The 21658-nt window shown below is 43.2% G+C and carries 18 protein-coding genes and 1 pseudogene; 7 read left to right on the plus strand and 12 right to left on the minus strand.

Going from position 1 to position 21658, the window contains the following annotated elements:
- Positions 1-8 precede the first annotated feature (8 nt).
- Genes tatC through J8Z28_RS16985 form a run of 4 tightly spaced genes read left to right on the plus strand, consistent with a single transcriptional unit; the run spans position 9 to position 3602 of the window.
- Positions 9-749: a twin-arginine translocase subunit TatC gene (gene tatC, locus J8Z28_RS16970; RefSeq protein ID WP_054552341.1), complete on the plus strand. Its 741-nt coding sequence runs from the start codon at positions 9-11 to the stop codon at positions 747-749.
- Positions 750-1289, plus strand: coding sequence for a hypothetical protein (locus J8Z28_RS16975; RefSeq protein ID WP_062566300.1), 540 nt, complete (start codon positions 750-752; stop codon positions 1287-1289).
- Positions 1289-2071 (plus strand): TatD family hydrolase, encoded by a 783-nt coding sequence (locus J8Z28_RS16980; protein WP_062566301.1) that lies wholly within the window; start codon positions 1289-1291, stop codon positions 2069-2071. Before J8Z28_RS16975 ends, J8Z28_RS16980 begins: the two co-directional genes overlap by 1 nt.
- Before the next feature lies 1 nt (position 2072).
- Positions 2073-3602, plus strand: a complete 1530-nt coding sequence (locus J8Z28_RS16985) for a sensor domain-containing diguanylate cyclase (protein ID WP_250659686.1) — start codon at positions 2073-2075, stop codon at positions 3600-3602.
- Positions 3603-3987: 385 nt separating this feature from the next.
- On the opposite strand, the gene J8Z28_RS16990 is transcribed toward J8Z28_RS16985, so the two are convergent.
- Positions 3988-5022, minus strand: a complete 1035-nt coding sequence (locus J8Z28_RS16990; RefSeq protein ID WP_008113199.1) for an IS110 family RNA-guided transposase — start codon at positions 5020-5022, stop codon at positions 3988-3990.
- A gap of 79 nt (positions 5023-5101) precedes the next feature.
- Here J8Z28_RS16990 and J8Z28_RS16995 point away from each other — a divergent pair.
- The 3 genes and pseudogenes from J8Z28_RS16995 to J8Z28_RS17005 form a co-directional block, all read left to right on the plus strand.
- Positions 5102-5464, plus strand: a pseudogene (locus J8Z28_RS16995) (GGDEF domain-containing protein); the annotation flags it as partial.
- A gap of 13 nt (positions 5465-5477) precedes the next feature.
- Entirely contained in the window at positions 5478-6488 is a 1011-nt protein-coding gene (gene hemB, locus J8Z28_RS17000; RefSeq protein ID WP_062566302.1) for a porphobilinogen synthase, read from the plus strand.
- 132 nt (positions 6489-6620) lie between these two features.
- The gene (locus J8Z28_RS17005) at positions 6621-9407 is read left to right on the plus strand and encodes an ExeM/NucH family extracellular endonuclease (protein ID WP_250659687.1); all 2787 of its coding nucleotides are present in this window, start codon (positions 6621-6623) and stop codon (positions 9405-9407) included.
- Positions 9408-9491: 84 nt separating this feature from the next.
- Here J8Z28_RS17005 and J8Z28_RS17010 read toward each other — a convergent pair whose 3' ends face one another.
- The 11 genes from J8Z28_RS17010 to J8Z28_RS17060 all read right to left on the minus strand — a co-directional run bounded on the left by J8Z28_RS17010 (position 9492) and on the right by J8Z28_RS17060 (position 21655).
- Complete coding sequence (locus tag J8Z28_RS17010; protein WP_130167370.1) at positions 9492-9908, minus strand: hypothetical protein; 417 nt, start codon at positions 9906-9908, stop codon at positions 9492-9494.
- A 434-nt stretch (positions 9909-10342) separates the two neighbouring features.
- The gene (gene fusA, locus J8Z28_RS17015; RefSeq protein ID WP_062566304.1) at positions 10343-12430 is read right to left on the minus strand and encodes an elongation factor G; all 2088 of its coding nucleotides are present in this window, start codon (positions 12428-12430) and stop codon (positions 10343-10345) included.
- Between the two features lie 209 nt (positions 12431-12639).
- Entirely contained in the window at positions 12640-13368 is a 729-nt protein-coding gene (locus J8Z28_RS17020; protein WP_054552333.1) for a response regulator, read from the minus strand.
- A gap of 37 nt (positions 13369-13405) precedes the next feature.
- Positions 13406-15028, minus strand: a complete 1623-nt coding sequence (locus tag J8Z28_RS17025) for an ATP-binding protein (RefSeq protein ID WP_062566305.1) — start codon at positions 15026-15028, stop codon at positions 13406-13408.
- A gap of 14 nt (positions 15029-15042) precedes the next feature.
- Positions 15043-16581, minus strand: coding sequence for a tripartite tricarboxylate transporter permease (locus J8Z28_RS17030; protein ID WP_054552331.1), 1539 nt, complete (start codon positions 16579-16581; stop codon positions 15043-15045).
- 3 nt (positions 16582-16584) lie between these two features.
- Positions 16585-17049, minus strand: a complete 465-nt coding sequence (locus tag J8Z28_RS17035) for a tripartite tricarboxylate transporter TctB family protein (protein ID WP_054562934.1) — start codon at positions 17047-17049, stop codon at positions 16585-16587.
- Positions 17050-17058: 9 nt separating this feature from the next.
- Entirely contained in the window at positions 17059-18024 is a 966-nt protein-coding gene (locus tag J8Z28_RS17040; RefSeq protein WP_370316435.1) for a Bug family tripartite tricarboxylate transporter substrate binding protein, read from the minus strand.
- Positions 18025-18036: 12 nt separating this feature from the next.
- Positions 18037-19278: an OprO/OprP family phosphate-selective porin gene (locus J8Z28_RS17045; protein WP_054552329.1), complete on the minus strand. Its 1242-nt coding sequence runs from the start codon at positions 19276-19278 to the stop codon at positions 18037-18039.
- Positions 19279-19505: 227 nt separating this feature from the next.
- Positions 19506-20165: a 3-oxoacid CoA-transferase subunit B gene (locus tag J8Z28_RS17050; RefSeq protein ID WP_054562936.1), complete on the minus strand. Its 660-nt coding sequence runs from the start codon at positions 20163-20165 to the stop codon at positions 19506-19508.
- Between the two features lie 11 nt (positions 20166-20176).
- Positions 20177-20884: a CoA transferase subunit A gene (locus tag J8Z28_RS17055; protein ID WP_062566306.1), complete on the minus strand. Its 708-nt coding sequence runs from the start codon at positions 20882-20884 to the stop codon at positions 20177-20179.
- A gap of 9 nt (positions 20885-20893) precedes the next feature.
- A complete protein-coding gene (locus J8Z28_RS17060) occupies positions 20894-21655 on the minus strand; it encodes a 3-hydroxybutyrate dehydrogenase (RefSeq protein ID WP_062566307.1) in 762 nt (253 codons plus the stop codon).
- Positions 21656-21658 lie beyond the last annotated feature (3 nt).

Consider the following 21658-nt stretch of genomic DNA (forward strand, 5'->3'; position numbering starts at 1 on the left):
AGTAAACTATGACCGAGCAAGCTCACACAGGCTTTGTTGGCCACTTAATTGAGTTACGAAATCGACTCATGAAAGCTTTGTTAAGCATTTTGCTAATATTTATCGCCTTGGTGTACTTTGCCAACGATATATATAGCTTTGTTGCAGCACCACTTATTGCAAACTTGCCTAGCACTGCCACCATGATCGCAACGGATGTAACGGCACCTTTTTTTGCACCGTTTAAACTCACCTTATTTGTGGCGTTATTTGCTGCTATTCCTATGATACTGCACCAAGTTTGGAGCTTTATAGCACCTGGCTTGTATCAACATGAAAAGCGTATGCTAATGCCAATTTTGGCCTCTAGCATCTTGCTATTTTATAGTGGTATCGCATTTTGCTACTTTGTAGTGCTACCCATTATTTTAGGGTTTTTCACTAACACTGGCCCTGATATGATGACATTAGCGCCTGATATTAGTAGCTACTTAAGTTTTGCTTTAAAGCTCTTTTTTGCTTTTGGTATTGCCTTTGAAATACCAGTTGCAATCATGCTGTTATGCTGGAGTGGCGCAACAACAACAAAAAGTTTAAAAGAAAAACGACCTTATATCGTGGTAGGTGTATTTGTGGTTGCCATGTTTTTAACACCTCCTGATGTACTGTCACAAACATTACTAGCATTACCCATGCTGTTATTATTTGAATTAGGTTTAATTTTGGCTGCATTTTATACCGCCAAACCTCAACAGGAATCAGAGGAATAAATGAAAAAACAACTCATTCCATTAGTTGCACTGTTAACGATTACTGGCACTGCACAAGCAAACGAAGTTAACTTACAAGCACTACAAGCGTGTACTTTTGTTGAAAATGATTTTAACCGCTTACTTTGTTACGACAACGTGATGGCAGGTAAATCACTATCAAAGCCTGCGACAAAAAAACAAATTGAACAACCTGTTGCAAGCTCAGCTGCAGCTGCTTCCCCAGCGCCTGTTGCCGCAGCAGGAGCTACAAACGAACAAATCGTAAGAACAAAAAATGAAGACTTTGGTTTAGAGCATAAAGAAGTTGCTAAAGTAAACGATGACCAAATTAGCGCCAGTGTAAAAAGCGTGAAAAAAGCCCCTTACGGTGAACTCATCATCGAACTTGATAATGGTCAACAATGGCGTCAAGTTGGCTCTGATAGCTTACGTCTAAAAAAACAAGATGTTGTGGTTATTGAACGTGGCGTTTTCAATTCTTTCCTTTTAAAAGTTGAAGGCCAAAACCGTTCGATTCGTGTTAAGCGCACTAACTAATGAGCATTTCGCTGGTTGATGCTGGCGTCAACTTAAGCAATCATCAATTTGATGATATTCATGAAGCTGTGTTACAACGTGCCGCTGAGGCAAATGTAACGCAGCTGCTTCTTATTGGCTGCGATCTGCAAAGTAGCCAAGCCTCTCTTAACCTCGCCAAACAATTTAAGCAATTTTGCACTGCAGGAATTCACCCTCATGATGCAAAAACCGCCGACGAACACCTTGAAGAACACTTAACAACGCTTAGCCAAAACCATGAAGTAGTTGCTATTGGTGAATGTGGCCTCGATTACAATCGTGACTTTTCTCCTCGGGACGTTCAGCGTAGCGTTTTTAGACGCCAACTGCAGCTTGCTGAGCAGCTGAATATGCCAGTTTACTTGCATGAGCGAGATGCTAGTGAAGATATGCTCGCAATTTTAAGTGACTTCAAAGTACGAGGCGTATTGCACTGTTTTACGGGGGATGAAAAAGCGCTCCAAAGTTACCTAGCAATGGGGCTTTATATCGGTGTTACGGGTTGGGTCTGCGATGAACGCCGCGGTGAGCAATTACAAGCCTTAGTGCCATCAATCCCTTTAGAACGCTTGTTAATCGAGACTGATGCGCCTTTTTTAATGCCAAGAAATATTAGACCAAGACCGAAGTCTCGTCGCAATGAACCTCAGAACCTTCCTTATGTGTGTCAGCAAATTGCTGATTTAAAAGGCTGTGAATTTACTGAAGTGGCAAAACAAACTACACTAAACTTTCAGCAATTATTTTCCATAAAGGGTTAAGATGAAGCGCCTATGGTCACTTTGTGGCGTACTCTTCGTTTTTTTATTTACTCCTTATTTATTGGCTAACCCACTTATTGTTAGCTCACAATTTAAGTCTCAACATACGCTAAATGTTGAGTACACCCTTGATCCTATTACTCAACAACAAGCATTTAGCAATGCTAATGTAAAATGGCTGAAAAACCGAGGTGAAACCTTAAATCTAGGCATGACTTTAAAGCCTCTGTGGCTCAAGCTATCGATAAAAAACACCTCATTAGATGATGTACCGCTGATATTATCGATAGATAACCCTTTACTCGATGAAGTGAGCGTCTTTCACCTGCAAGGTGGGCATGTGTTATTTAACACAAAAATAGGTGACGCCGTTCCTTTAGCCAATCGGCAAATTAAAAATGAATCGCTGCTAGCCTCATTAACTATTCCAAAAGCCAGTCATTCCGAAATCTACCTAAAAATTAAAAACAACGGTGGCCTAAGAGTACCTCTAAGCCTTTGGAGCCCCTCTGAATACCTAAAACATAAAAGTAAGTTCAATTTATTGTACGGCTTATTAGTCGGTTTTATTTTATCGCTCGCACTCACTAATTTAGTACTTTATGGCTTTTCTAGACGCCGCTATTTCGCCTACACTGGGTTATTACTTACCTTACTTTGGTTGTCGCTAGCCTACCTTTATGGCTATGGTTATCGTTACTTACAACCGAGCGGTTCATCGTTTCAACAACTCACCATACCGAGCCTATTTTTCATTTGTGGTGCGTTATTTGTGCCCTTGCAAGGCTATATATTCGGCTTTACCAAATCTCGCTTAAATCGCTTTCAGTATTGGCTAGCGTGGGTCGTAGTGCTTGTCACCGTAATAATGTGGCTCTTACCAATTCATATTGCAATTACACTTTGCTTATTAAGTTTACCTGTGGTGCTTATCATCTTTGCAAGTATTGCTCTAAAGCAGTTTAACCGTGAGTATAAACAGCCTTGTAGCGCTTTTCTAATCGCCCTATTCGCTTTCTTCTGCGCCATTATTTACAGCGCACTTGGGGTATTTAACCCGTTTAATTTAAATATCGGAGTGCTGTCACTTACCTTTATTTGCTTTTTGGTTTGTAGCTTAAGTTTAAGCTATGCAGTTATAAAACTGTTTTTGATGCAGCGCGATGCTGAAGTTGCAGCACAACAAAATGCCTTAGCTGAGAGCAAAGCTAAAGATACTTTAATGCGCGAGCGCCTTGAACTGCAAGAACAAGCTCGCCAAGACCTTGAAGCGAATATCGAGGAGCGTACCTTTGAGTTACAAGTGACATTACGCGAGCTTGAAGAGAAAAACCGAGAGCTTGAACAACTCAATATGGAAGACGCGCTGACAAAAACCAAGAACCGCCGTTACTTCGATAAAAAGCTACTAATGGATATTCGTCGCTCGCGACGTGAACAAACACCTTTAGCCATCATCATGTTAGATATTGACCATTTCAAAGTAATTAATGACATATATGGACGCTCCCTTGAAGTCAAGACGAGCTAATGTATAAACATCAAAATTGATGCCTTTATTTTATTATCATGTATCTCATATCACAGTAATGATGCGTCACAAGCTTGCTGAAAAGCAAAGGTACTGACATATATTCGAGCTATGGTGTCATGGTTATCATGCGCCATGCTCCTAATGAGCTTCGTACCAAGGGACCTAAAAAATATTCACCCAAACGAGATTTAATCTCGTGTCTTTATCTGGTTAACCTTGGTTAGCGTGCGCTTTTTGTTTCATTATAAGTGAAGTACATACAGGATAAGCGTATGTTACGACTTAAGTGCCCAAACACCCACTCAGGTTTTAAAACCTATGTCATAACCAGGCTGTCTTAAGTCGTAAACTCGGGTGTGATTGGTGTGTAAAATACGCATAATTAAGCATCCTTTTGTGTATTCTGCACATACTGAGGAGAGTAGAGAGTTTGCTTGGTCAGCAATATCCACATCAGTCGAGCCAATCTGTGTGCGGTGGCGACCACCACACAATTAAAGTGTTTTTTCTCGCGCAACTGGTTTATCCACTGGCTTAGCGCATCTGTTTTATGGTGGCTTCTGGCGATAAGGGCGCGAGCACCGTGAATAAGTTGTTTTCGCAGGTAACTGTTACCTCGCTTAGTAATACCAGACATTTTACTTTTATCGCCTGACGCGTATTGTTTTGGAGTTAATCCTAGCCAGACGCCCAGCTCTTTTGCATTTTTAAATGCCTGACCGTTCCCGATTGACGCTGCATAGGCCGAGGCATTGAGTACACCCACGCCAGGAATAGAGTGAAGTATTTTAGCGTTTGTATCCCGTTCAACGTGTGCAGTAAGCATCGCTTCAATGGCTTTAATGCGTTTAACAAGGGTTTTGTACTCAGTGTAAATATCACTCACCATTATGCGCAGCTGAGGGCGAAGCTCAGAATCACTTTCTAAGGCAATTATCCCTTGCTCTAATGCCTTCATACCGACAGGAAATACATACCCAAAATCGACCAATAAACCGCGTAACTGGTTGGTTGCAGCAATCCTGTTTTGCAGAAGTCGCTCACGTATCTTATGGAGCATGAGTATTTCTTGCTGAGCTTCGGTTTTAATAGGAACGAATTTAATATGAGGGCGTAAGCTTGCTTCATAGATAGCAAGGGCATCGTTACTGTCGTTTTTATTACCGCGAACAAAGGGGGTAACGTGTTGTGCAGGGATAAGGTCAACGGTATGACCGTAAGACGAAAATACTCTTCCCCAGTAGTGGGAAGAATAACAGGCTTCCATCACCACGCGGCACGGAGGGGTATTCGCCATGAAGGCGTTGAGTTTAGCTCTGTTTAAACGTTTATTGCATTCTCTTTTATAGTTAGAATTAAAGCCAGCGACTTGGAATACATTTTTTGCCAAATCAATTGATAATGTGCTAATTTTCATGACGGACGTTCCCTTTTAACTGAGTGTGAGTTAACCAGTTTGGCGCATTGACGCCGTTTAGGGGAGCGTCCATCTCATCACCTACGGTCATTTAACCGGTGATCAAACCATTCAATCAGCTGCCGATGTCATTAAACAGCACCTGAAACGACCTCTTGATGAAGTGGCGCGCTACGGAGGCGAAGAATTTGTCGTGCTGTTGCCTAATACGCCACTGACAGGTGCATTAGAAATTGCCGAACAAATACGCAAAGCAGCCCAAAATACTGATATAATAGTTGCCGGAACAACGATTAAATTTACTTTGAGTGCAGGTGTTTACAGCGCAATTGCTGAAGACATTAATAACCCAAGTTTATTCACTGACTATGCCGACAAAGCCTTATATCATGCCAAGCAAACAGGTCGAAATCGCGTAGTGAGTTATCCTCTACCAGACTAGGAGTATACAAAGCATGGCCCAATCAGGACTCGACCTTTTCCCTTATACACGTATGCGCCGCATGCGTCGTGATGACTTCTCTCGTCGCCTAATGGCTGAAAACCAACTAACTGTTAATGACCTTATTTTTCCTGTATTTGTGTTAGAAGGTAAAAACCGCCGCGAAGCTATTGAGTCTATGCCTGGCATTGAGCGTCTTTCTATCGACTTACTACTTGAAGAAGCAAAAGAGCTTGTTGAATTAGGTGTTCCTGCAGTGGCTATTTTCCCGGTAACACCGAGCGATAAAAAATCTCTACTTGCTGAAGAAGCCTATAACCCAGATGCATTAGCACAACGCACTGTTCGTGCGCTTAAAGAAGCTTTTCCTACATTAGGTGTGATCACAGATGTTGCACTTGACCCGTTCACCGTTCATGGTCAAGACGGCATTATCGATGAAGACGGTTATGTGATTAACGATGTAACAACTGAAATCTTAGTTAAACAAGCGCTATCGCATGCCGAAGCGGGTGCGGATGTAGTTGCACCATCAGACATGATGGATGGACGTATTGGTGCAATTCGTGAAGCACTCGAAGCCGAAGGCCATATCCACACTCGTATCATGGCTTACTCTGCTAAATACGCCTCTAGCTATTATGGCCCATTCCGTGATGCGGTAGGTTCTGCAGGCAACTTAAAAGGTGCCGACAAAAAGACCTATCAAATGGACCCTGCGAACTCTGATGAAGCAATTCGTGAAGTAGCCCTCGATCTGCAAGAAGGTGCAGACATGGTGATGGTAAAACCAGGTATGCCTTATTTAGATGTAGTACGCCGCGTAAAAGATGAGTTTGGTGTACCCACTTTTGCTTACCAAGTAAGTGGTGAATATGCCATGCATAAAGCAGCCATTGATAACGGCTGGCTTGCAGAAGAAGCAATAATCATGGAATCATTACTAGCATTTAAACGTGCTGGCGCCGATGGCATCCTGACTTATTTTGCAAAACAAGCAGCTATTTGGTTAAAAAATAACTAATCTAAAGTAAATGTTCTAAAAATTGGTAATTATTCCTATTTTATTAACATTTTGTATTTAATTTGTCATAGATTTTTCTTAAAGTACTGTGTCCCATATTGGGACTTTTATAATACATACACGGGAAAAATAATGATAAATACAAAATTAACGCCGCTCGCGCTTGTGATTGCAAGCCTGAGCGCACCTGCTTCTGCCAACCTAATCATCTCTGAATACGTTGAAGGAAGCTCTAACAATAAAGCGGTAGAGCTTTACAACACTTCTGGTGCTGAGCTATCGCTTGACGGTTACACCATCTCTTTATACTCAAATGGTAACGGCGATCTAGCAGACCCGAATAACAGCTTAGCTTTAACCGGTACTCTTGCAGCAAACGCAACTTACGTTATTGTTAATGCAGGCTCTGCAGATGAGTTAAAAGCCAACGCGGACACTGAATCAACAATCACTTATTTCAACGGTGATGACGCATTAGTGCTAACTAAAGATGGTGCAATTGTTGATAGCTTTGGTCAACTGGGCGTAGATCCAGGTTCAGCATGGGATGAAGGCGGCGTTTCAACACAAAATAAAACACTTCGCCGTAAAGCTTCAATCACTTCAGGCCGTACTGATGCAACCTCAGCGTTTAACCCAAGCGATGAGTGGGAGCAATTCGACCAAGACGATTTCAGCAATATAGGTCAATATGGTGAGAGCACAGAGCCAACGCCTGAACCAGAGCCAGTTACTCCTCTTGAGTGTGGTGCAGAAAAAACCTTAATCAGCGCAATTCAAGGTGAAGGCGGCGACAGCCCGCTTATCGACACTGAAGTAGAAGTTGAAGGTGTTGTTACAGCTGACTTCCAAGGTGATGATCAACTAAAAGGCTTCTTCATTAGCTCACTTGCTGCTGATATTGATGAAAATGCACTTACTTCTGAAGGTGTATTCGTTTATTTCGCAGATACCGACGTTGCTGTTGGTGACCATGTGCGCGTTAAAGGTAGCGTGGCTGAATACTACAGCGCAACACAACTAGGCGATGTTAGCCAAGTTGAGATCTGTGCGACAGGTTTATCTACTGACGCAACCGCTATTTCTTTACCAGTTACTGACGTGGCAGACCTTGAAGCTTACGAAGGTATGTTAGTAACTATAGATCAACCTTTAGTCGTTAATAACAACTACGGTCTTGGTCGCTATGGTGAAGTTGACTTAGGTACTGAGCGTTTATACCAAGGTACTCAAGTTGCGCTACCAGGTGATGCAGCAAATGCTGTTGAAGCTGAAAACCTAAAAAAACAAATCTTAATCGACGATGGTTCAACAAAGCAAAACCTTGATCCTATTGCCTACCCAGGTACCGGCCTTGATGCCTATAACACGTTACGTTTAGGCGATACTGTTAATACGATTACTGGTGTAATGGGTTACAGCTTCAACCGTTACCGTATTCACCCTACAGTACAACCTGAGTTCACTGCGACTAACCCTCGTACAGATGCACCAGAGCTTAACGAAGATGCAGACCTACGTGTAGCAAGCTTCAACGTCTTAAACTATTTCAATGGTGATGGCCAAGGCGCAGGCTTCCCTACTAGCCGTGGTGCAGATAGCGAAGAAGAGCTGATTCGCCAAGAAGCTAAATTAGTTAGTGCAATTACAGCTATTAACGCTGATGTTATTGGCTTAATGGAAATCGAAAATGACGGTTTCGGTGAAAATAGCGCTATTGCTAGCCTAGTATCTGCACTTAATGATGAAGATGCAGAAAATACCTACGCATTTGTTGATTTCGGTGTTGACCAAATTGGTACTGATGCAATCACTACAGCACTGATTTATCGCTCAAATAAAGTATCTGAAGTTGGTAAGGCTGCTCATACTACAGTAGAACCTTTCGATTACAGTAATCGCCCGCCAATTGCACAAAGCTTCCAATCTCTTGAAAGCGAAGAAATCTTCACTGTTGCCGTTGCCCACCTAAAATCTAAAGGCGGCTGTGGTAGCGCTGAAGGTAATAATGCTGACTTAGGCGATGGTCAAGCATGTTGGAATGAAATCCGTGTTGCGGGTGCAAATGCATATGCTGATTGGTTAGCAACTTACCCAACTGAAGTTGAAGATGAAGATATCATCCTAGTCGGTGATATGAACTCTTATGCGATGGAAGATCCTATTCGTGCATTTGCAGATAAAGGTCTGAAGAGTGCGGTTGCTGAACTAGATGGCGACACATTAGGTTACTCTTATAGCTTCTCTGGCCGCATTGGTAGCCTTGACCACGCACTAGTCTCTGAATCTATGCTAGCTAAAGTTGTTGCTGCTACGGATTGGCATATCAATGCCGATGAGCCAATTAGCCTAGACTACAACCTTGAGTATAAGTCATCGACACAACAAGCTAGCCTATACGCTGACAATGCATACCGCGCATCTGATCACGACCCAGTAATTGTTGATATTCAATCTGCAGAGCCTATTCCTGCAGAGCAGGCACCAGTAATCGAAGCGAGTCAATCATTCGAAATCGTAGAAAATAGTGAAATTGGCGCTGTGATTGGCCAACTAGTTTTCTCTGATGGTGATGCTGATTACACCCCAGTAGTAAGCTTTAGCATTGAAGGTGAGCATGCTGATGCAATTGCAATCAGTGCTGCAGGTGAAATCACAGTGGCTAAAGAGCTAGACTTCGAAGAAGAAGACAAGCTTACGCTGATGATCCGTGCAGAAGATAGCGCTGGTAATCTATCAGAAGCACAACTGCTATACATCAACATCACAAACGATGAAGCTGATGATGAAGTAGAAGATGTAGCTGAAGAAGTTGAAGAAGAAACAGAAGAAGAGTCAAAAGATGATGATTCTGGTTCATTTGCTTGGTTAAGCTTACTTGCTTTACCGTTTGCACTTCGTCGTCGTATGAAAAAATAAACGACGCTATATATAAATAAGGCCGCATTTCGCGGCCTTTTTATTTCAGTTCACTTAATTTAGCATTATTGAGGCTTGCTAGTATTAGGCTTTACATTGCAGATTAGGCTTTATGGCACAACCTGCTTTTGACTTATAGAGCTTAGCAATGTCAATCTGTTGCTGCTCATCAATCTGCCAGTTCATAAACTGGTGTGTTTTACCATTCGCTAAGGTAATTTTAAATACTGTGATGAATGCCATTGGGTTAAATTCAACAGTGACAATATCTTCAGCGTTGATGTAACGCTTACCTAATCCTCGCGAATAACAAATCCCCGCCTTGTAACAGTGTAAGAAGCGCAATTCTAAAAAATTTAATAGAGTAATAAATAGCAGAACAGGCAACAATAGCATCAAAATTGATGCTCCTAGCAAAGTAACGCTTAATGCAACAAGAATAGCCAGTGCTATCTTGCTTCCCTGTAGAGTCCAATTAGGACTTAACTTAATCGTTTTCATGAGTATATTTCTATAGTTGTAATATTTAATAAGCAGACGTTTAATACAAAATGATTAAAAAATCATTCGGGCGCCATTTTACATAGACTAAAAAAGGTACACAAGGTACAAAAAAGCACTTTTTTACTAGAACAAAGTAATTAGCTTACAACTTACTAATAACCTTATATATTTCTTGAAAATGAAATTTGTATTAAAATCGTACAATTTAAGAGCAGCAGCACTTAAATCGTATTAGCTATTTAGAAAATACTTTAAAAGTGCGATACCTGTACCGGTACATTAATAACTCAAAGCTGAATGGTTAATTAACATACAAAGGAAAGAAATGATTACTTTGTAATCGAAAAAATTACGACAATATATTTACGATTTTTAGGTAATAAAAAACCCGCAGCATGTGCGGGTTTTTTTAAAAGAAGTTAAGAGGCTAATTACTTAGCAGCTTTTTTCTCTTTTTCTGCAGCGATTACTGTTTCAGCAACGTTTGCAGGACATGGTGCGTAGTGTGAGAACTCCATAGAGAACTGACCACGACCAGAAGTGATAGTACGTAAGTGGCCGATGTAACCGAACATTTCAGAAAGTGGTACATCACCCTTGATGCGAACGCCCATTGCGCCAGCTTCTTGGTCTTTGATCATACCACGACGACGGTTAAGGTCACCGATTACGTCACCTACGTTGTCTTCCGGAGTGAATACATCAACTTTCATGATTGGCTCAAGAAGTTGTGCACCCGCTTTAGGGATAGACTGACGGAAAGCGCCTTTAGCAGCGATTTCGAACGCGATTGCTGATGAGTCAACTGCGTGGAAAGCACCGTCGAAAAGTTCAACTTCAACGTCTAATACTGGGAAGCCAGCTAGAACACCTTCTTGCATCATTGATGCGAAGCCTTTCTCAACTGCAGGCCAGAATTCTTTAGGTACGTTACCACCAACAACTGATGAAGAGAACGTGAAACCTGAGTTTTGCTCGCCTGGCTTGATGCGGTAATCGATCTTACCGAATTGACCAGAACCACCAGATTGTTTCTTATGCGTGTAGCTATCTTCGATTTCTTTCGTGATAGTTTCACGGTAAGCAACCTGAGGTTGACCAACAACTAGGTCTACGCCGTAAGTACGCTTAAGGATATCTACTTTGATATCTAAGTGAAGCTCACCCATACCTTTAAGGATGGTTTCGCCTGAATCTTCGTCAGTTTCAACTTGGAATGAAGGATCTTCTGCAACCATTTTACCGATCGCGATACCCATCTTCTCGTTACCGCCTTTGTCTTTAGGAGCAACAGCGATTGAGATTACTGGATCAGGGAAGATCATCGCTTCAAGTGTACATTCATGCTTAGGATCACAAAGAGTGTGACCAGTTTGAACGTTCTTCATACCAACAACAGCGATGATGTCACCCGCTTGTGCTTCAGTAAGTTCGTTACGCTCGTCAGCTTGCATCTCAACCATACGGCCGATACGCTCTGTTTTACCAGTTGCTGAGTTAAGGATTGTGTCACCTTTCTTCATGCGACCAGCGTAGATACGGATGAACGTAAGTGCACCGAAACGGTCGTCCATGATTTTGAACGCTAACGCTTTAAGTGGCTCATCTGCAGAAACAGTTGCTACTTCACCAGTAGGCTCACCTGTTTCAGGATCAGTTAGAGGTTGTGGGTCAACTTCTGTAGGCGAAGGTAGGTAATCTACAACCGCGTCTAATACTAACTGCATACCTTTGTTTTTGAATGCAGAACCACAGTATGTTGGGAAGAACGCAAGATCACGAGTACCTTTACGGATACAACGTTTGATGTCTTCTAGTGAAGGCTCTTCACCTTCCATGTAAGCCATCATTAGGTCTTCGTCTTGCTCAACAGCAGACTCAACAAGCATCTCATGGTATTCGTCAACTTTGTCTACCATGTCAGCTGGAACGTCTTGTACTTCGTAGTTTTCAGGAAGACCAGTCTCGTCCCAAACGTATGCTTTTTTCTCAAGTACGTCTACAACACCAGTGAATTGGTCTTCGATACCGATTGGTAAAGTCATAACTAGTGGGTTAGCACCTAGTACTTTCTCAACTTGACCTACAACGCGGTAAAAATCAGCACCCATACGGTCTAATTTGTTTACGAAGATTACACGTGCAACTTCTGATTCGTTCGCATAACGCCAGTTAGTTTCTGACTGCGGCTCAACACCACCAGAACCACAGAATACACCGATACCACCGTCTAGTACTTTAAGTGAACGGTATACTTCTACTGTAAAGTCAACGTGTCCCGGAGTATCGATAACGTTTAAGCGGTGGCCTTTCCACTCACAAGTTACAGCTGCTGATTGGATTGTAATACCGCGCTCAGCTTCTTGTTCCATGAAGTCAGTAGTAGACTCACCGTCGTGTACCTCACCAGTCTTATGAATTTTACCCGTAAGCTTAAGGATACGCTCAGTGGTGGTAGTTTTACCCGCGTCAACGTGGGCGAAAATACCAATATTTCTGTACTTCGATAAATCTGCCATTATTTTACTCTTAATAAAGTCGAAAAATTATTCGGCGGGAGTATAGCATTACTTAAAGCGAACATCACCATCGAAGTCGCTTAAAATGCAATCAATTTTATAAAATTTTTCTATGCTCAGGATAAGCGGCACTTTTTAACGTGCCGAACAATGAGTTTATGCTACTAAAATCGCTAATTTAGCACTGATTTGGCTATTAAATGATGCGATTAGCTACTTGTCATTTTATAACAGCGCTCAGGTCGCCCGATACTTCCATAGCTCTGATCAGCACTGACTTGCTCAGCTTCAAGCAAGTATTCTAGGTAACGACGGGCTGTTGAGCGGCTTACGCCGACTAAATCACCCATTTGCTGAGCAGTAAAAGCCGTGCCAATATTCGCTTTAAAAGCTTTTAAGATCTTTTGTAAAGTAAGCTGATCCACCCCTTTTGGCAACCTGACTGGGGCTTTTAACTGTTCTTGCGATCCAAATAAAGTATCGACCATAGATTGGGTTACTTCATCGGCATCTGACAAACATTGTTGCCTTGCTTCGAATCGCGCCAACGCTTGATCTAAACGATTTAGCATTAATGGTTTTACTAAGAAGTCACAGGCACCAAGTTGCATGGCTTTTTCCAGTGTTTCTACTTCTTTTGCTGCGGTTAATAGCATTACTTCGCTTTTCATTTCTTCGCGGCGTAATTCATTAAGTAAATCAAGACCATTGCCATCGGGCAAATGAATATCGAGCAAAATTAAATCGGCATTAATCGCCGATAATAGCGCTTTCGCAGTGGCAAGATTGCCTGCAATACCCACAACCTGATATTGCCCCTGACGCAGTGTTTGCCGCGCCCCTTGTTGGCCAGCAACGCCATGAGGAAGTAATAAGTATTGCGCCAATAATTGGGCTACTTCTACTTCGTCTTCAACAATGACAACTGAGTAAGTCATGTTCTTTACCTTTTATTTATAGGCTGATCATTTTTTATTATTTTGGAATGTAGACACTTAAACGTGCTCCCATCAGATCAGACTCACCTATTTCTAAACTACCACGACACGAATCTAAGTTGGTTTTAACTAAATAAAGGCCAATACCATGCTCTGCCCCTGACTTAGAACTGTATTGTGGTGTGAATATCACATCCTTGTCATCGCCTAAACCAAAGCCGCTGTCTTCAACATCAAACAATAATGTTTTACTGGTTTCATCAACCGTAACACGAACTTTAGGGGTACGTGTATCGCTAGCTCGAATAGCAGCTTCAATTGCGTTATCAATCAAATTGCCAAGTATCGAGACAACCCGTTCAAGCATATCTTTACGGGTGATCGATCCTAATAAGCTATCTGGATTAAGCTCAAGTATCACGTTTAATTCACGGGCTTTATGGTATTTACCAACCAATAAACCTGCTAGTACCGGATCTTGGATCCTTTCGAGCAAATGATGGATCTGCGCTTGCGAGCCTTTACTTTCTTGACCAATTAGCTCAATCGCCTGATCCGTTTGCCCCATCTGAATTAACGCACCAATTAAGTTTAGCTTGTTCGAGTAATCATGCGTTTGCACTCGTAATAACTCAGCAAAGGCCTGCACTTTGGTTAATTGCTGCGATAAATATTCAAGTTCATCCGCAGGGCGCATACTCAGCAAAATGCCATCAGCCTGACCTTGCACTTGCAATGCATATCGCGACAACACAATGCGTTTATCGGCGGCAAACAATTCAAAACCAACAATCGGACGCTGTTGGTTATGCATTAAAAACTCGCTATGTTCAGGAAGCAAATCTGCAAGCTTAAGTGGCTGATGAATACAGCTGGTCGGTTTACCGAGGATTTCGCAGGCACGTTGATTTAAGTTACGTACATTACCTTCAGGATCGAGGGCGATAATGCCGCTACGAACAGTATTCAAAATAGCATCTTGCTCAGAGAACAACCGTGCTATTTCGTCAGGCTGTAACCCAAAAATAGCATTACGAACCCGTTGACCAATATACACCGCGGCCAAAATACTTAAACCGACTAACAACAAACCCCAAAGCATGATTTCTGCACTGCGAGCACGAATAAGCGGTTCAATTGATTGCACTAAAAAGCCAACCGATACCAAGCCGATGACTTCGCCTCGCTCTGAGAGCACAGGGACTTTGCCACGGATAGATTCGCCCAAACTCCCTTTAGCAATCGACACATACCGCTCACCACGCAGCGCCGCTTTACTATCACCACCCACCATCGGCTTACCGAGCTTGTCGGGGTCTGGGTGAACAATGCGACGGGTATTCTTATCGCCAATCACGATAAAGCTGGCTGCGGTGAGTTCACGAATATGCTCTATTTGCGTATTTAACTCATCAAGCCCTTGCTTGGTTTGCAATGCATTTTGCACGTCATCCCGTGAGGCAATACTGGTTGCGAGCGCAAGCGCTTTATCACCCATGTGGTTATGTAAGCTTTCTGCGGTGATCTGATACACCAATGCGCCAAACAATACAGCCTGTAAAACACATAGACCGGTAACCCAAATAATGAGTCGCGTTTCTAAGCGCTTGGGTTTTTTAACCACATGCTGAAATGGATTTAGCTTATTGGTGTATCTCATATCAGTGCCTTGTTCTACGCATGTTGCTCTGCTTGCGTAGCTGCTTTTTCTTTACGACGTTGGACAATATAGTCTTTCAGTGGGAACAACAACACTAAGATCGAAATCACAAAAATACTTAGTGTTAATGGGCGGTCCCATAAAAAGCTTAGTGAACCATCTGAAATCATCATGGCACGGCGGAAGTTTCGCTCAATCATATCACCGAGGATAAAGCCAAGTAATAAAGGCGCCATAGGGAAAGCTAACAAGCGAAGCACCAAGGCCACCAGCGCAAAGCCCACCATCATAAATAAATCAAAGGTGTTAAATGACACTAAATACACACCAATTAAGCTGAAGAATAAAATCATCACGGTCAGCACAGATTTAGGCATTGCCAACACTTTAGCGAAATATGGGATCAACGGCAGATTCAAAATCAGCAGTACAATATTGCCAAAGTACATACTGACAATGACAGCCCAAAACACGCTTGGGTTTTCTTGCATTAACATAGGGCCCGGCTGAATACCGTAGGCAATTAATGCACCTAGCATAATAGCTGTTGTACCAGAGCCTGGAATACCTAAAGTCAGTAGTGGTACAAATGAGCCAGTACAAGCTGCATTATTAGCCGACTCAGGTGCCGCTAAGCCACGCATCGAACCCTTACCAAATTTATCTTTCAGCGCTTTTGGAGCAAGGTTACGCTCAGTAGCGTAGGCCATAAAGCTGGCAATGGTTGCCCCTGCGCCCGGTAAAACACCGACTATAAAGCCAAGTAAAGATGAGCGGCCAACCACAGGAGCCATATCTTTGACTTCTTCTTTAGTCAGTTTTGTTGAACCAATTTTTGGCGTATCAGGATCGTCAATTTTTTTATCTGGCTCAGCTTCTGGGCGCGCCACATTAATCAGTGCCTCAGCCAACGCAAACGTTGCCATTGCTACTAATAAAAAGCTAATACCATCTAATAAATCAGCTTGGCCAAAAGTAAAGCGCTCGGTACCTGAAGAGGGATCAATACCTACCGTTGCCAGCATTAAACCAAATACCGTCATCATCATGGCTTTTAAAAATTGCCCTTTATTAGAGAACGCAGCAATCGCCGTTAAGCCTAAAAACATCAGTACAACATAATCAGGCGATTGGAAACTTAATGACACTTTCGCTAATAATGGCGCAGCCACCATCAATAAAATGGCGCCAATGGTCCCACCTATAAAGGATGAATAAGCTGCAATCGCAAGGGCTTTACCTGCCTTACCTTGTTTTGCTAGCGGATAACCATCAAACGATGATGCTACCGTCCCCGCCACACCCGGCGCATTAATCAAAATAGAAGAAGTAGAGCCACCGAATATAGCCCCGTAGTAAACACCGGCCATTAAAATCATGCCCGAATCAGCACCGATGCTGTAAGTGATCGGGATCATCAACGCAATTGCAGTAATTGGACCAAGACCCGGTAGCATACCTATGAACGTGCCAACAAAGCAGCCTACGATCACATATAACAAGTTGTTCCAGTCGAGTACGGTCGACAAACCTAACATAATTCCATCAAGCATAACTTAACTCCACAGATTGCCAGGTACTAAGTAAATGCCCAGTACTTGTGTCATTAAAAACCAAAAAACCACGGCCACAGGCACAGAAGCAAACAACAACACTGCCTTACGGCGTTCGCCCATGATAAAAAAGCCCGTAATTAAAAATGCACTGGTGGCAATTAAAAAGCCGAACGGTTCAAGCATGGCGCTATAAGCAACCATCAACACCAACAGTGCAAAGGTACGTAGTAAGTTGCCCTTACTGAGTAGCTCTGCTTTTTCTGCAGGTGCTTGCTTTAATAAGTTGGCACCAATCGATAGTACACACACCACGATACCGAATACCGCATACACTTTTGGTAAGGTTGCAGAAGTAACGCTTTCGTACTCTTCAAATGGCATAAGTGGAATTTGCCAAGCCACAAGGGCGTAGAGGGTAAAGAGGACCAAGAATAAACTTGGTCCAATTAGTTCACGGTTTAACATCGTCTAACCTTAGCCTCGGATAAAACCAAGTTCTTTCATTACAACGCGTAATTGCGCTTCTTGCTGCTCAAGCGATTTAATAAACGCTTCTTTTTCTTGAAATAGATTTAGCCAACCATTACGGGCACGAACCGCTTCCCATTCAGGGGTTTGTTGCAACTTACGTAGCTTTTCTGTGTACTCGGCTAGTTTGTCTGCTGGTAAATCTGGGGTTGCAAAAAAGCCGCGCCAGTTTACGAACTCCATGTCGTAACCTAGCGACTTTAAGGTTGGAATTGCTGGGTAATCTGGCAATTTATCTGCAGAAGTCACCGCTAAAATACGTGCCTGGCCACCATTAGCGACTTCGAGAGCTTCACTTAAGCCTGTTGAAAGTAAGTTGACCTCGCCCGACAATAAACCTGCTTTCGCTTTACCACCGGCATCGTAAGGAATGTAACGTAATCGACGACCATCAAGACCCGCCGCTTTAACTGCTTGTGCAGCCACTAAGTGATCCATGCTGCCGCGCGCAGAACCACCTGCTACTTTTACAGAGCCTGGGTCTTTTTTCATTGCATCAATAACGTCTTGCCATGTTTTAAATGGCGAGTCATTACGCACCACAAATGCACCATAATCAGCAATCATGCTGGCAACTGGTGTTAAATCGCGATAGCTGTAAGGAATTTTGCCTGATAATGCGCGCAGTACGATAGGCGTTGAGTTAACCATCAACATATCGCCTTTTTTAGTGCCCGACTCAATCAAGTAAGCAATTGCACGGCCACCGCCGCCGCCCGACATATTCTGAAACGATGCATTATCTTCAATGCCCGCTTTTACCATTGCTTCACCGACACCACGTGCTGTGGTATCCCAACCGCCGCCTGGGCCACCCGGTACCAAAAAGTGTAAGTTTGCTAATGCCAGTGGGCTGGCTACTAATAATGAAGCTGCTAAAACAGATCTTTTTAATGATTTAAACATAGTCATAATGCACGACTCCTAAAATAAGTACTGCATACGAGCACTGATGCCCATACCTGAATCTTCATCACCTACCAGCGTAGAAGCACCGGCACCATCAACATCGCTGTAAATCAGGTTGCCCATAAATTTGATATCGCTGCTTAGGTAATATGATGTGCCTAATGTATAAGTGGTTACGTCGGTACCTTGCTGTTTGCTGCTAGCATTCATTTGTGACACACGTGCAACCAGCTCCCATGCATCTTTAATCCCTTTTGGTTGTACAAATAATGCAGAGCCTGCTTTGTAACGGCGCTGCTCACCGCCTAAGAAGTAACTTGCCGAGACATGAAAGCCATCAAAACGCTCACCATCAAGTTCGTTACTACTATCTACCGTATCGAGGTAGCGGCTGGCATATTCAGCCTCTAGAGTGAATGCATTTGCTTGGTAGGCAAATTCAAGACCGCTTTGTGACATGCTATTTAGCGCTGCGGTTTCACCACCGACTGCGTAATCCACTAAGCGAACATTGGTTTCACGCACTTCACCACGGGCAAAACGAGCGCTTAAATCATTGTCGCCCATATCACGATAAGAGTGCCAAGCACCTAAATGAATCACATCACCCGGCGCTGCACTAGACCAAGTTAAGCGACCTGTTACAGCCAATGTCAGTTTGTCATCTTCGTCATGGCCTGAGGCACCAAATGCATCGTTTTTGTAAACACCCACGGCGTAACGCAAGCCTGAATCTTTAAAGTATTGATAAGCCGAGATACCCCAGCGGAAGAAAGGCGAGAAGGTGTTAGCAAGGGTGCTACGCTCAATGGTATTAATGTGTTTAGAACTGGTTAGCGCATTGAGCGACATGTCTTCACGAATTTTACCGGCTTTTACTTTTAAGCCGTTGTCGAATGCATAACGTACACGCGCTAACACGATTTCAGCCGTGCCTTCAGAAAATTCGAGTAGTAATTTGTGATCCCAGTTACCATGTTCACTTTCAACATAAGTACGGATACGACGCGGGAAGAAGTCGCTGCCTCCAGCGCCATCATTGTCGGCATTGTAAGCACCGTCGAAATAGTTGTAATCAAGTTGCACGCGGCCACCAAATTCTAGGTTGAAGCCGCTAGATGTTTTTAATGAATCCACTTCTTTTTGAAGTGCATCGAGTTGTTGCTGTAGTTGTTCAGTGTCGCTTTGTGCGAATGCTGATGTACTTGCTAACGCCGCTGCAACGGCTAAAGCGAGCTGTGTGTTACTTGCTTTCATGAATTACTCCACACCAGATTATAATTATTTGTTGTCGTTGATCGGCCTACTGCAAATGGCGATCTGGTTTGGAGCATAGTGTTAACGATAGATTAACGAAATGTTTAGGGGGTAAGTTGCATTGATGGTGATAAATGGCTTTTTGTTCATAAAACTCATGAACAAAAAGCACATTACTGGGGGTTAGTATAAAATCTAGGCAAATTAGCTGCTTAAAAGTCGCAAAACTAGCTAAAAGTCATCTCAGGAACGTCACCAGAGACAATAAGTTTGCCCTGTGTCTTAGCAATAATCTCATCAACCGAGACACCTGGAGCACGCTCTAATAAATGAAATGCACCGTCTTTAATTTCTAAAAGTGCCAAATCGGTGATCACTTTATTGATACAACCAACGCCCGTTAACGGCAAACTACATTCGGTCAGCAGTTTTGATTCACCATGCTTGTTGGCATGGGTCATAGTACAAATAATGTTTTTAGCACCAGCCACTAAATCCATCGCACCGCCCATCCCTTTAACCAACTTTTTCGGGATCATCCAACTGGCTATGTTGCCGTTTTGATCTACTTCAAACGCGCCCAGCACGGTTAAATCAACGTGGCCGCCGCGGATCATGGCAAAGCTTTCTGCGGAGCTAAATATAGCCGCCCCCGTTGCAGCGGTGACCGTTTCTTTACCTGCGTTGATCATATCGGCATCAACTTGGTCTGCACTTGGGTATGGCCCCATACCGAGTAAACCATTTTCTGATTGCAGCATCACTTCGATGCCATCAGGGACATAATTAGCGACCAAGGTTGGAATACCTATGCCTAGGTTAACGTAGTAACCATCCTGTAGTTCCATCGCCACGCGTTTAGCGATTTGTTCTCGTGATAATGCCATCAGCGTGCTCCTTATTGATTCTCTTGCTTAGTGGTAACTTTCTCGATGCGTTTTTCAAATTCACCTTTAATCACTCGGTCAATATAGATACCCGGCGTGTGAATTTGGCTTGGCTCTAGCTCCCCTGGCTCAACAATTTTTTCAACTTCAAGAACCGTAATTTTGCCTGCGGTTGCTGCCATCGGATTAAAGTTCATCGCCGTATGACGATAAATACAGTTACCGTAGCGATCTGCTTTCCACGCTTTAACTATCGCAAAGTCGCCAGTAATGCTTGGCTCTAATAAATAATCGCGACCATTAATATTGCGGGTTTCTTTACCGTCAGCCACCGGTGTACCGACACCCGTTGCGGTATAAAATGCAGGAATACCCGCACCACCAGCACGCATTTTTTCAGCTAAAGTGCCTTGCGGTGTGAGCTCAACTTCAAGTTCACCATTTAATAGTTGCTGCTCAAATAGCGCGTTTTCACCAACGTAAGAGGCAACCATCTTGCTGATTTGCTTGTCTTCAAGTAGCACTCCTAAACCAAAACCATCAACACCACAGTTATTCGATACCACGGTTAAATCACGGGTGCCTTGACGTTTAATTTGCGCAATAAGTCCTTCAGGAATACCGCATAAGCCAAAACCACCGGCTATCACTGTCATGCCATCTTCAAGACCAGCCATCGCTTCGCTGTAACTTGTAACTACTTTATCAAAACCTGCCATTGGCTCCTCCTACTGTGCAGTCCAACCGCCATCAATGGCAATTGCTTGGGCGGTAATATTGCGTGCTGCATCGGCCATTAAAAAGCTAACGGTATGCAGGATCTCATCTAAGCCGATAAATGCTTTTTTCGGCATCGGTGCTAACATAATTGTGTCGATCACTTGTTGCTCTGAAATGCCATGCTCTTTGGCTTGCGAGGCAATTTGTTGCTCCACAAGCGGTGTTTTTACATAGGCTGGGCACACAGTATTAATCGTGATGTTGGCATCACCCGTTTCGAGCGCCATGGTTTTAGCAAAGCCGATTAAGCCATGTTTTGCAGCGATATAAGCCGACTTATATTTAGACGCCACCATCGCATGAATTGAGCCAATATTAATGATACGACCAAAATCTTGCTCACGCATGCGAGGGAGTACTGCCTTGGTCATCATCGCCGGGCCAACGAGCATAACTTGCTGTAAGAACTGCCACTTATCAGCCGGAAAATCTTCAAGCTTCGCAACGTGCTGAATACCTGCATTATTAATAAGTACATCAATTGGCTGATTAAGCTCAGTAAAAAACTGCTCTATTGCATCACTGTCTGCCACATTAAGTGCATACCCTTCGGCGCTACCACCTTGCTCAACAATGCCTGCTGCCGCTTGCTGTGCTGCTTGCTGATTTAAATCAGTCACAATAATAGTGTGACCTTGCATCGCCAGTTGCTGGGCAACATATAGACCAATACCACTGGCTGCACCAGTAATTAAAACTGTTTTGTTCATCGG

Source organism: Pseudoalteromonas sp. SCSIO 43088 (assembly GCF_023650795.1).
Lineage (GTDB): Bacteria > Pseudomonadota > Gammaproteobacteria > Enterobacterales > Alteromonadaceae > Pseudoalteromonas > Pseudoalteromonas shioyasakiensis.

Coding starts and splice junctions, on each gene's coding strand:
- tatC (WP_054552341.1), top strand. CDS start 9: ATGACCGAGCAAGCTCACACAGGCTTTGTTGGCCACTTAATTGAGTTA.
- J8Z28_RS16975 (WP_062566300.1), top strand. CDS start 750: ATGAAAAAACAACTCATTCCATTAGTTGCACTGTTAACGATTACTGGC.
- J8Z28_RS16980 (WP_062566301.1), top strand. CDS start 1,289: ATGAGCATTTCGCTGGTTGATGCTGGCGTCAACTTAAGCAATCATCAA.
- J8Z28_RS16985 (WP_250659686.1), top strand. CDS start 2,073: ATGAAGCGCCTATGGTCACTTTGTGGCGTACTCTTCGTTTTTTTATTT.
- J8Z28_RS16990 (WP_008113199.1), bottom strand. CDS start 5,022: ATGAAAATTAGCACATTATCAATTGATTTGGCAAAAAATGTATTCCAA.
- hemB (WP_062566302.1), top strand. CDS start 5,478: ATGGCCCAATCAGGACTCGACCTTTTCCCTTATACACGTATGCGCCGC.
- J8Z28_RS17005 (WP_250659687.1), top strand. CDS start 6,621: ATGATAAATACAAAATTAACGCCGCTCGCGCTTGTGATTGCAAGCCTG.
- J8Z28_RS17010 (WP_130167370.1), bottom strand. CDS start 9,908: ATGAAAACGATTAAGTTAAGTCCTAATTGGACTCTACAGGGAAGCAAG.
- fusA (WP_062566304.1), bottom strand. CDS start 12,430: ATGGCAGATTTATCGAAGTACAGAAATATTGGTATTTTCGCCCACGTT.
- J8Z28_RS17020 (WP_054552333.1), bottom strand. CDS start 13,368: ATGACTTACTCAGTTGTCATTGTTGAAGACGAAGTAGAAGTAGCCCAA.
- J8Z28_RS17025 (WP_062566305.1), bottom strand. CDS start 15,028: ATGAGATACACCAATAAGCTAAATCCATTTCAGCATGTGGTTAAAAAA.
- J8Z28_RS17030 (WP_054552331.1), bottom strand. CDS start 16,581: ATGCTTGATGGAATTATGTTAGGTTTGTCGACCGTACTCGACTGGAAC.
- J8Z28_RS17035 (WP_054562934.1), bottom strand. CDS start 17,049: ATGTTAAACCGTGAACTAATTGGACCAAGTTTATTCTTGGTCCTCTTT.
- J8Z28_RS17040 (WP_370316435.1), bottom strand. CDS start 18,024: ATGACTATGTTTAAATCATTAAAAAGATCTGTTTTAGCAGCTTCATTA.
- J8Z28_RS17045 (WP_054552329.1), bottom strand. CDS start 19,278: ATGAAAGCAAGTAACACACAGCTCGCTTTAGCCGTTGCAGCGGCGTTA.
- J8Z28_RS17050 (WP_054562936.1), bottom strand. CDS start 20,165: ATGGCATTATCACGAGAACAAATCGCTAAACGCGTGGCGATGGAACTA.
- J8Z28_RS17055 (WP_062566306.1), bottom strand. CDS start 20,884: ATGGCAGGTTTTGATAAAGTAGTTACAAGTTACAGCGAAGCGATGGCT.
- J8Z28_RS17060 (WP_062566307.1), bottom strand. CDS start 21,655: ATGAACAAAACAGTTTTAATTACTGGTGCAGCCAGTGGTATTGGTCTA.